Here is an 11958-nt window from a genome sequence, read left to right as displayed (position 1 = left end):
TTTTTTTACATGAATTGCAAAGCTCCGTTTCGCGTATATATTATTCCGTTTCGCGTAAATTATATGGACTTAAAAAGAAATAGTTTTGAATTTATATTTATTTAGACTTAATACAATTAATCTCTGGGGTATATAATTCGATATAAAATGAAATTAATAAAATCACTGTTTATTCTCTTACTGTTTTGTGCTTGTACGACTAATACGTTTGCACATGCGTTATTTATAAACGCCAATACCGATGGGAAAATAAGGGATACGCAGAACATAATAATTTTTTACGCAGAGGCGAAAGATGCTAAAAAAGAACGTATTGAGGATTGGTGGTCGGATACAAAAGATTTTACACTGTGGTTAACGTTTCCTAATGGCACGCAAGAAAAGCTTAATGTAAGTCAGCATAATGATCATTTTACATCATCGTTTACGCCGTTAACACAAGGGGACTATTATGTATCTATTCATCATACAGTTTCAGCTATAGTTAGTAATACGCAATACCAATTTAATGCCTCATCTAAGGTTAAGATAGGTAAACAAAAAGAGGCGGTTAACTCTAAAGAAATGTCTCTAGAAAACGGGTTGTTTATGTATAAAATTGATACAGATAACAAAAAAGAAATTTCAATAGTGTTACTGTCTAATGGAGACGTATTATCGGATACAGCTGTAACAATTTTCACGCCTAATGGTAGTCAACAAACAATAAAAACCAATGACAAAGGCATCGTTTCTCTTCAGCCAGAATCGCAAGGGACATATCTGTTCGAAGCCTTTAAAAAGGAAGATGTTTCAGGAGAAGCCTATTCAGAAAAGTTCCGAATTATTACATCTGTTGTAAACTTCAAATAATTCTGAAAACCAAGTCATTTCGAAATTAAGAACTGACTTGAAAAAAATACCTACCCTAAATTTTTAAATATTCCATGATCACTTTAGCTTCAAGTTTTGCTTTACTAGGTTTTTATATGTTGTATAGCACGAGTAAACGTGCACCATTAACTCTTGAACTTGGGTTTCAAAAAAAGATAAATGAAAATATTAAAATCAGTAAATACAGTGCTGGATTTTTACTGCTACTTAGCTTAATACTCTGCGTAATTGATTTAGGTACTGGAGCAGGTGTTTTCTCTTTTTTAGTTGTTTTAATGACTGTTGGTAGTTTAATCGTACTCGTCGCTCCACTTCGGTTTATTAAACTGTCCACTTTAATAATAATCACAATTCTTTCTTTCGGAATTGAAATATACCTTAGCTAATTAAGTATGCCAGCAAATAAAAAACATTTATCCTCTCCAATCCAGCGTATACTTAAAATATCGGCAGGTTTTATAGGTGGTTACTTGGTAACAGAAGTATTTCACATGTTTTTAGTCGTATGGTGGGACGCTCCCAATGCGTTAATGACAATTCGTTTTGCAGGTTTTATCCTTTGGACTACACTTTTTATTATTTCATTTTTAGCAAAAAACGGATTGAAAATATGGGGTATTTACTTGCTTATAAGCCTTGTGTTTTTTGCACTTATCTATTACAAACAACCATTCATTATTTAACGAATAGTCTTTATGTCTAAAAGAGTATATAATATTATGTTTCATACACATACTATTAGTGGTATTATTATTAGTGCCGCTTTGTATGTTATTTTTTTTACGGGATCTATCTCTTTTTTAAGAGATGAAATTATTGCTTGGGAACGAAACGAACCCGTTACAGATAATTATTTTAGTGAAGTTGATTTTGATAGTTTATTAAAATCTCTAGAAGAAAATCACGAGTTACGTAATAGAGATGTGTCGTTCAATCAGCGTATTGAAGGTCAGATGGCATCGACATTAATATCACCTGCTAAAACTAAAACTAAAACTAAAACTAAAAATAAAACTAAAGCTGAAGATAAAGGTAAAGAGGTTCGTAAAAGAAGAGGCAAAAGAAACTTCTTTGTCACAAATTTATCTACCTACAAAACGGAACAGTATGCGGACTCCTATACGTTAGGCGAGTTCTTCTACAGACTACATTTTTTTGCACAACTAAACCTAATCGGTCAATCGGGATATGTATTGGCTGGTCTTGTTGCCTTTTTCTTTCTTTTTGCGATACTTACTGGTGTTATAGTCCATTGGAAAAAAATAATTTCTAGTTTCTATGTGTTTAGGCCCAATACCAAATGGAAAACAATTTGGACAGACGCACACGTTTCTTTAGGGATTATAGGTCTTCCTTTTCAGTTTATGTTTGCGGTTACTGGAGTATATTTAATTATTGGCTCTAGTATTATGCTTCCTCCAATAGAATCTATTTTGTTTAAAAACGATTCTAAAGACTTTAAAGAGGCTGCAAGTGCAACGAAAAATATAGAATACAAGTTAAAGGGGGAAACCATGGAAGGTGTTGTGTCTTTCAACGATTTAGTTGCAAAAACAAAACAGAAATGGCCAAATATTAAAATTAATGGTCTTCAGATTTTTAATTATGGAGATAAAAATATGCATGTAAAAGTAGAAGGGTCGCCGTATTTTAAGGATAAATTTTTAAGTACAGGGTATGTTACTTTTAAGGCTATTGATAGTAGTATAGTAGACGAGAAAGATCCATATGCAAAAACATCTTATGTAGAAGGTTCTACAAATATTTTGAAACGGTTGCATTTTGGTGATTATGGAGGCTACGGTATGAAGCTAATTAACTTTGTACTTGGTCTTATTACGTGCTTTGTTATTATCTCTGGGGTTTTAATTTGGTTAGTCGCTCGCGATAAGAGTAATGTGCCGGTGTATAAGCAAAAGTTCAACAGTTGGTTAGTCCATATTTATATGGCAATTTGTTTAAGTATATATCCAATGACAGCTTTAATATTTATAGTTGTGAAATGTTTTAGCAATGATTATGAAGGCGGAAAAAAAGCCTTAATTTATAATGTATTCTTCTATGGATGGCTTGCTTTAAGCACGGTTTTTATAATTAAAAAAGACAATTATTTCACCAATAAAACATCCCTTATTCTAGGTAGTATTTTAGGGCTTTTGGTTCCTGTTTCTAACGGATTTGTTTCTGGAAACTGGTTATGGGTCACTTGGCAAAAAGGGTATACACAAATTTTTGTAATGGATGTTTTTTGGATATTACTTTCATTAACAGCGCTTGCAGTTGTGTTTAAATTAAAAAAGAAAGCCGTATAAGGACTTATTTATTTGCGCTAACATTATGTGAGTTCATATAAGAATATTTGAAGGTTAAGCTTTTTATTAACTATTTGGGAAGGTGTTTTGTTATTCATTTCTTGCTTTTCTAATCTGCAATGTCGCCTTCAATTTATTCCGTTTGGCGTAGGTTATACTCCGTTTCGCGTATATTTTAATATATCTAATAGACATACATTCGCGCTTTATTTATATTTAATCTAAATAAATGTTGAGATATTTAATTCCAATATTAGTAATAGTACTACACTTTTCCTCACCCGCTCTACGTGCACAAAATAACACAGGTACAATTGAAGGAAAAATCACAAATGTAAATGGTGAACCGCTTATGGGCATTAACATTCTTGTTGAAGGAAACCATAAAGGAACGACTACAAATTTTGATGGAATCTTCACTCTTAATTTGTCGCATCTTGGAGAAATTAAACTTGCTGTTTCAGGAATTGGTTTTATCACGCAACGTGTAAAAGTAGATTTAAAACAGGGAGATCGGATTGTTATTAATATTCTAATGCAAGACGATGTTCAAGGTTTAGAGGAAATAGTTTTGGTGTCCAAAAACGAATCGACCAAGTTGCGAGAATCTGCAAAAGCGGTATCTGTTTTAGAAACTAAAGAACTAAAACTGCAGACCTCGAATTTAGGAGAAGTCCTTACAACAATAGCTGGAGTTAATGTTAGAACTGGTGGCGGATTGGGATCTGAAAGTAGATTTTCGCTAAACGGACTTACAGACGATCAAATACGATTTATGATGGATGGAATTCCTTTAGATTTAATGGGATATTCTGCCGGTATTGCTAATGTTCCGATAAATCTTATTGAGCGAATCGAAATTTATAAAGGTGTAGTCCCAGTGGCATTTGGTGCCGATGCTTTGGGGGGCGCTGTAAATTTAGTAACGCCTAAAGGGTCATTAAATAATAGAGGTTCATTTTCTTATCAAACAGGTTCTTTCGGCACACATCGTTTAGCTTTAAACGGAGCTACAGCCTTAAATAATTCTGGATTATTTCTTAGAGGAAGTGCTTATTATGATGCTGCGAAAAATAATTATAAAGTAGATGTCGAGGTTCCTGATGAACAAGGAAGGCTTAACGAAGTCACAGTTCCAAGATTTCACGATGCATACAATGCAAGAGGTGCAAGGGCTACTTTAGGAATCAAAGATAAAGATTGGGCAGACGAAGTGTCTTTAGAAGTATTCGGAAATCAATACGAAAAAGAAATTCAGAATAACAATGTCATGTCTATCGTGTATGGCGAAATCAAGAGTGAAGAAGATAATTATGGGGTATTGGGGCGTTATAAAAATAAAATGAATACCAAACTAAGCCTTGATGCATCCGTCGGATACACGCATAGAGAAATTCAATTTACAGATATTAGTAGCTATATTTATACTTGGTATGGAGATCGTGTAAGAGACAATAACGGAGATATTCGAGAAAGTACTCCTGGAGAATTAGGCAGTGCTACCGATTTACTTACTGCCGATCAAAACATCTACGGAAGGTTTATTTTAAAGTATAAACTCGACGATCAGCAAAATTTTAGTTTTTCATCTTCTCCAACATATACAGATCGTGACGTCGATCAGAGATATATTCCTGAAGGGCAACCCGAGGCTCCAGCAACCATAAACCGAACAGTTTTTACTTGGGTAAACGGTTTAGAGTATAATTGGAAATCTGCAAATAATAAAATAGAAAACAGTCTTTTTGTTAAAGATTATATCCAAAATGTTCAAGCTATAAAAGAAACGAGTGCGTTACCGATTAATCGCGATCGAGAGTCACATAATCTAGGTTTTGGAAATGCTTTAAGATATAAACTGAATGAACAATGGTTATTTAAAACGTCTTATGAATGGGCGGCGCGATTACCAACAGCAGATGAAATTTTTGGTAATGGAAGATTAATTGTACCTAACCTAGATTTAAAACCAGAACGGAGTCACAATGTTAATCTAGAAGTTAATTACAACAATAAGCTTAGCAGTGCTACAGATTGGGGAATTGGGATGACTGGTTTTTTAAGACGTACAGAGCAGTTAATTCTTTTGCTTGGAAATGACGAAGCCTTTAGTTATCAAAATGTTTTTTCGGCGGTTTCTCAAGGAATCGAAGCTACAGGTTTTTGGAAATCTGAAAATAAAAGATTGGGAGTCGAGGCTAATGTGACGTGGCAAGATTTTAGAAATCAATCTAAAGAAGGAGAATTTAAAAACTACAAAGGCGATCGTATTTCTAACAGACCTTATTTGTTCGCTAATGCTACGATAAATTATCGCTTTCCAAAATTATTTAAGTCAGCAGACGATTTCAATATTTTTCTAGGAAACCGCTACGTACACGAATTTTATCGCGGTTGGGAAAGTGTAGGTTTAAAAGAATTTAAAGATAAAATTCCCTCTCAGTTCGTGCAGAATTTAGGATTCACTTACAAACTACCTATAAAAAATAGTAACACAGCGCTTACTAGCGAAATTCAGAATATTACGAACGAAAAAGTATATGATTTTTTTGGAGTTCAAAAACCAGGGAGAGCATTTTATATCAAATTAACGACTCAATTTTAAAACAAACATAAATTTAAACATGATGAGAATTCAAAACACAACAAAAAACAAATTTGCTAAAATGAAGCATATAAGCCTAATTGCACTTACTATTTTTGCTTTAGCTTTTACGTCTTGCGAAAGTGATGATGATAATAACGAGCCTACCGAAGAAACCGATATAGAAAATCTGTATGCTGTTTTTTGGAGAGTAAATACTGCAGACGGACGTGTTAATTATGTGTCTTTAGTTGAAGATATTATGGACGGAGAAATAGATCCAGCCAATGCTATTGAAGTTTCAGGATATTCTCGATTTTTTGCTCAGCAAGATGCAGGTTATTTTATTATTGGAGATGGGGAAGACCTTAGTTTTACAAGGTATAATGTTAGTGAAGATGGAAAAACTATTGAAAAAGGAGACAAATTTTCTTTTATTAATAAAGGGGTAACATCTTTACAAAAAAGAAACGTATTTCTTAGCGACACTAAAGCCTATTACATAGACAATACGCAAGGACAGATTATTATATGGAATCCTGAAGAGATGATTATTACGGGGTCTTTTGATCTTCCAACCGAATTTGCTAACGGCTACCAAGGATTTACAACAGAATTGGGATACGGAAATTACTTATTAAATGGAAATAAATTAAATATTCCAGTGGGTTGGATAAACTTTGATAATAATACACATTTAGACAAAACAGGTTTGGCTGTTATAGATGTTGAAAACGATGTGGTACTTTCTTATTCTGAAGATACGCGTTGTGCGCTTGCTGTAGAACCTGCATTTACTCCTAATGGTGATGCTTATTATGGTGTAAGTGAACGTTATCATTTTAGTACAGCAGCTAGAACTAAAGAAGATTGCGGATGTATTTTAAAAGTTGCTTCTGGAGCTACTACTTTCGATCAGGATTACGATCCTTACTTTATGAATCAAATTGAAGGAGAACAAGTAGGTATTGGTCTTACAAATTCTTTTCAATTAGACCACGGTTATGTTAAAGTATTAGATACCGATGTTTTACCATGGTCTCCAGATGTAGAGGGTATTAATTACTATGGTTTAGTTTGGGAAACTTACGAAATTAATCTTGCCGAAAATACCATCTTAGGAAAGGTAGATAGACCATTAGTTCCTTCTTATTCAGAGAATATTTTTAAATTTGATGAAGATAGTTACGGTACGATAAAAACTATTAATAACGAAGACTATAAAGTCGTTAAATATGCTATCGACGGTTCATATATTGAAGGTATTCAGGTTCCTGGATATATTTCTAATATGCAACGTATTCGTTAATTAGCATTTTTAGTATTAGTTTCTGAAACTATAAATTTTAAGATTTTAACCCTTGTTTAATTAACTAAACAAGGGTTTTTTGTGATTTAAAGAAACTTGGTTTATGCGACTTATTATCCGTATCGCGTATGTTTTTATCCGTTTCGCGTATGCTTAAAGCAGTGGGTAAAACATAAGTTTGCATTTTTATTGGTATTTAGACTCAATAAAAATAACAAACATTTAAAATGCGTATACAAAACATATTTCTAACATTATATTTCTGTTTATTTTCACTTCTTAGCATTGCACAAACTAAAAGTAGTAGGGTTAGTGGTACCGTATTAGATGAAACGAATAAGGCTATTTTAGGAGCAACAGTCGTTATTAAAGAAGCTAATCACGGGGTGGTTACGGATCAAAATGGAACATTTACGTTTTCAGGAGATTATAACGGATCGTATACTATTCTAATATCATACTTAGGTTACCAAACGAAACAAGCCTCTTTTAGCATAAAACATGGAGAAACTAAAACGGTTTCATATGTATTAGCCGCTTCAAACACAGAATTAGATGAAGTACTCGTAACCGGAAAGAGCCAAATACAAAAAGTAAAAGAAAAAGCATTTAATGTAAGTGTTGTAGATGCCGAAAAACTGCATAATACATCTTTAGACTTAGGGCACGCCTTAGATCGTGTTTCAGGAGTTCGGGTTCGTGAAAGTGGAGGTGTAGGGTCGCAAATGAGTTTCTCTCTTAATGGTTTTAAAGGTAATCAAGTGCGTTTCTTTATAGATGGTGTGCCTATGGACAACTTCGGGTCATCGTTTCAAATTAATAATATTCCGATTAATATGGCAGAACGTATAGAGGTCTATAAAGGCGTTGTGCCTGTAGGTCTTGGTGCAGATGCTTTAGGTGGTGCCGTAAATATTATAACCAATACCTACAAGGAAAATCATCTAGAGGCGTCGTATTCTTATGGTTCTTTTAATACACACCGCTCTACTGTAAATGCGATTTATGTCGCTAAATCTGGTTTTGTAGCTCAAGTAAATGCATTTCAGAATTATTCCGACAATAATTATAAAGTCAATGCAGATGTTGCAGATTTAAATACAGGAGAATATTTTCCAGACCAAACGGTCGAACGTTTTCATGACACCTACCATAACGAAACCGTTATTTTTAATACGGGAGTGGTGCATAAAAAGTTTGCAGACGAGCTGTTGTTTGGAATCACATTAGGACAAAATTATAAAGAAATACAAACAGGTGCCAGAATTGTTAGTGTCTTTGGAAAATGGCATACCGAAGGTAATATTATTATGCCGAGTGTAAAGTATAAAAAAGACGACTTCATTATTAAAGATTTAAGTCTGGAATTTAGTGCGAACATTAATTTAGGACAAGAAAAAAATATAGATACCGTTAACCGTCGTTATAACTGGTTCGGGGATTACAAGCAATATGAAGATGCAGGAGGAGAACGTTCGTATTCCTTGTATAAATACAAAAATAACGCAGGGATTTCTACAGCTAATTTAAGCTATAAAATTAACGACCATAGTAGCGTTGTGGTAAGTAATACCTTTAATACGTTTAATAGAGTTGGGCATAATGAACTAAATCCGGATAGTGAAATTTATGAACAACCTAAAAAGAATAAAAAAAACATAACCGGTTTAGGATTCGATTATAAGAAAAATAACTGGAATGCTTCTGTGTTTTTAAAGCAATACTTTCAGCAAAATACATTTGCCGAATCTTATAATCCAACGGGAAACTATGGTGATATTGCTTACAATAATCATACAGACAAGTTTAATGCTACAGGATACGGAATGGCTTTAACTCATTTTATTAATGAAAATCTTCAAGTTAAAGCCTCATTCGAAGAAAGTTATCGCTTACCAGAAGCTAATGAGATTTTTGGTGACGAAATAAATCTACAAGGGAATAAAAATTTAAAACCTGAAAATAGTAGTAATTACAATTTAGGTCTTAGCTATTGGTTTTACGTTAACAAGAAACATCAGTTTACTATAAATACAAGTGGTTTTTACCGCGATGCAGATGACTTTATTCGCGAAAAATTCAGCCCAAATCAGGCCACAACCACTATGGATAATCTAGGTGGTGTAACTAGTGCAGGAATAGAAGCAGAAGTCAGGTATCAACTGGATAATCGTTTAACGATTGGTACAAACGTAACCTATCAGAATTTACGAAATAACACAAAATATGAAGAGGGACAAACGGTTGTTAGCATAGTATATAAAGATAGAATTCCAAATATGCCTTACCTATATGGTAACGCAGATGTCAGTTATAATTTCACAAACATTGGTAAGAATAACGGACAAATCAGTCTAGGTTATAATGCCTTATATGTACATTCTTTTTATTTGTATTGGCCAAGTTTAGGTAGTAGTAGCAGTAAGTTAGATATTCCAGATCAAATTTCACACGATTTAACAGCGACGTATACTTATAACCAAAAACTTCAATTTACGCTAGAGTGCAGAAACTTACTTGACGAAACGCTATATGATAATTTTAGTCTGCAAAAGCCAGGACGGAGTTTCACTGGGAAAATAAAATATACATTTCTTTAGTACACAATTATCAGTTTGGCTAATCTAATAGAAAACGAGATTCTAAAATTAAAATCAAATTAATAAATTATTTACAATGAAAAACAAACACATTCTTTTAAGTGTATTTGCCGGAATCGCATTATTTACATCATGTAGTAGTGATGACAATTCAAGTCCTGAAGAAGGGTCTGAAAGCGGAGAGGCGAAATACATAATTACGGCTACACCAACTGCATCGGAAGGCGTCGCAGATTATATTCTTACAGCAGACGACCTAACCCAAGGTTCTATTTCTACCGTTGGAAATGGTCTAGAGCAAGACGGAACATACAGGTATTATGTAACCAGTAACAATAAGTTTTTTAGTATGCTTTACGGGCAAGGTAATCCTGGAGCTGTAACAACATATCAATTAAACGATACAGGGGCTTTGGATAAATTGTCAGATTTTCAATCGGAAACTGTTCAAGCTTTCGCACCTGTAAACGACGATATTCTATTAATGAAAATTTCTAGAAGCTCTGATGATCCAACTGCGTACTGGTATAGTTTAGATACTAATATATCTCAATTTGTAGCTGAAGGACAGATCAATACTCAAGAATTAGCCGATAAAGAAAACGGAGAGATTGCTTTCTTTACCTGGATTACTCAAGTGGGCAACAAAGTATATTTACCATATTATACTATAAAAGGCACAGGAGATGATAGAAATGGTACGCTATATCCAGACGAATCTAATATTGCTGTATTCTCTTACCCTGCAATGGAATATGAAAAAACAATTCACGATGATCGTACAAGTTTTATTGGGCGTTACTTCACTAGTGGTTTAGCTGTAGATGAGTTAGGAGATACGTATGCGGTTTCTTCATCTATCGCAACATTTAATGGAGAATTTGTATCAACAAAGCCTTCTGCTATAACACGAGTAAAAAGTGGAACGACAGCTTTCGATTCTTACTATTTTAATATTGAAGACGCTACTAATGGTAAGTATGCAACCACACAAATGTATTTAGGTAATGGAAAGTTATTGCTTAACCTTCACGAAGTAGCTGATAGAGGCGCTTATTCAACAGGAAAAGAGTACGCCATTGTCGATCTTTATAGCGAAACCTTAACGATGGTTACAGGAATTCCTAATCCAGAAGATATTGTAGTTGTAACGTCTAGAAGTACTTATGTTTCTGAAGATAAAACGACTGCTTACGTAGGTATTACAACAAACACAGGAAGTTTTGTTTATAATATTGATGTCGCTACTGCTTCAGCTACACAAGGTCTAGAGGTAGAAGGTGGCGTTATAACAGCAATAAACAGATTAAATCCTGCAAATTAATTAAAATTTAAAAGCCACTAACAAGATATAAAATTAGTGGCTTTTAAATTTTAATGTAGTCTTTGACGTTATCAAAATATTTCTGGGTTGGTATACAGAATTTTAATTGTTGGTTTTTTTAAGCTCTATGATTATATATTCATAGAGCTTTTAAAGATGTCTTATTCGCTTTAAATAAAATTAATGCAAAATATAGAGGGACTTATAATAATAGATACAATCTCTTTTTATGCTTCAATAAGATTAGGGTAATCTTTAGAAATAGAGCCTGCTATTTTGTTGAATTCATCTTTTAATGCCAAAACATCTGAGGAAATCTTATCATCGGGAGCATCATAAAGTAAGGCTTGACATAAGTCTTTACCCTTATGATTAACTAACATTTCGAAAGAAGGTTTTACTGTGTGCGAAATTTCCTGAATAGCTTTTAGGTCTTTTTTCTCAGTATTGATTAACGCTTCCATTTCGTTCATTTTTTTTCCTACAGAAAGAATAAAAGTTTTTAATATTTTTTTTACAAACTCTTCATCGTTATTAGATAGTTCATTTAAATACGCTAGTGAATAGTGTTGAGGTTTTAATGAATTTATAGATTCCTTTAGGTAGTAATTTATAGCATCGACGGTTTCTACAGTATAGGGTTTTGAAAGCTGTACTATATTAGAATTGAGTTCTTCGTTATTAGCCGTTTTAATTTCAATGACTAGTGTTTGGCTGGTTTTTATATCATTTAAATAACTTTTAAGTTGGGCTGGTTTTAATGGCTCTGATAAATCAGAAGCCAGAATTAACCAATTAGAATCTACTTCAGTTTTTACAATTTGAAGTGCTTTAAAGCTATTCGTTAAATGGGTTACTTTCCAATTATTTTCTTGTCCAATATTTAAAAAGTCTTCTGCATCTTTTAAATTTGGTTCTATAAGAATAATTTTTGTCTCGGGCATGTATTAATTTTT

The 11958-nt window shown here is 33.3% G+C and carries 9 protein-coding genes; 8 read left to right on the top strand and 1 reads right to left on the bottom strand.

The window, feature by feature from the left end:
• Positions 1-147 precede the first annotated feature (147 nt).
• From ACFFVB_RS00845 to ACFFVB_RS00810, 8 genes are all read left to right on the top strand, one after another.
• Complete coding sequence (locus ACFFVB_RS00845) at positions 148-852, top strand: hypothetical protein (protein WP_382380203.1); 705 nt, start codon at positions 148-150, stop codon at positions 850-852.
• A gap of 74 nt (positions 853-926) precedes the next feature.
• The gene (locus tag ACFFVB_RS00840) at positions 927-1259 is read left to right on the top strand and encodes a hypothetical protein (protein ID WP_382380201.1); all 333 of its coding nucleotides are present in this window, start codon (positions 927-929) and stop codon (positions 1257-1259) included.
• A 6-nt stretch (positions 1260-1265) separates the two neighbouring features.
• Positions 1266-1556 carry a hypothetical protein gene (locus ACFFVB_RS00835; RefSeq protein ID WP_382380199.1) on the top strand — a complete coding sequence of 97 codons (291 nt, stop codon included), beginning with the start codon at positions 1266-1268 and terminating at the stop codon, positions 1554-1556.
• 12 nt (positions 1557-1568) lie between these two features.
• Positions 1569-3185, top strand: coding sequence for a PepSY-associated TM helix domain-containing protein (locus ACFFVB_RS00830; RefSeq protein ID WP_382380197.1), 1617 nt, complete (start codon positions 1569-1571; stop codon positions 3183-3185).
• Between the two features lie 229 nt (positions 3186-3414).
• Positions 3415-5790: a TonB-dependent receptor gene (locus ACFFVB_RS00825; protein ID WP_382380195.1), complete on the top strand. Its 2376-nt coding sequence runs from the start codon at positions 3415-3417 to the stop codon at positions 5788-5790.
• Positions 5791-5851: 61 nt separating this feature from the next.
• Positions 5852-7078 (top strand): DUF4374 domain-containing protein, encoded by a 1227-nt coding sequence (locus ACFFVB_RS00820; protein WP_382380193.1) that lies wholly within the window; start codon positions 5852-5854, stop codon positions 7076-7078.
• Positions 7079-7305: 227 nt separating this feature from the next.
• A complete protein-coding gene (locus tag ACFFVB_RS00815) occupies positions 7306-9678 on the top strand; it encodes a TonB-dependent receptor (RefSeq protein WP_382380191.1) in 2373 nt (790 codons plus the stop codon).
• 76 nt (positions 9679-9754) lie between these two features.
• Entirely contained in the window at positions 9755-11002 is a 1248-nt protein-coding gene (locus ACFFVB_RS00810; RefSeq protein ID WP_382380189.1) for a DUF4374 domain-containing protein, read from the top strand.
• Between the two features lie 227 nt (positions 11003-11229).
• Here the strand turns inward: ACFFVB_RS00810 and ACFFVB_RS00805 are convergent, their stop codons facing one another.
• Positions 11230-11946 (bottom strand): hypothetical protein, encoded by a 717-nt coding sequence (locus ACFFVB_RS00805; RefSeq protein ID WP_382380187.1) that lies wholly within the window; start codon positions 11944-11946, stop codon positions 11230-11232.
• Between the last annotated feature and the right edge of the window lie 12 nt (positions 11947-11958).

The sequence above is a fragment of the Formosa undariae genome (assembly GCF_042427615.1).
GTDB classification, from domain to species: Bacteria; Bacteroidota; Bacteroidia; order Flavobacteriales; family Flavobacteriaceae; genus Formosa; species Formosa undariae.
The sequence above is the reverse complement of the archived record's forward strand: the minus strand, read 5'-3'. Positions and strand labels throughout refer to the sequence as shown.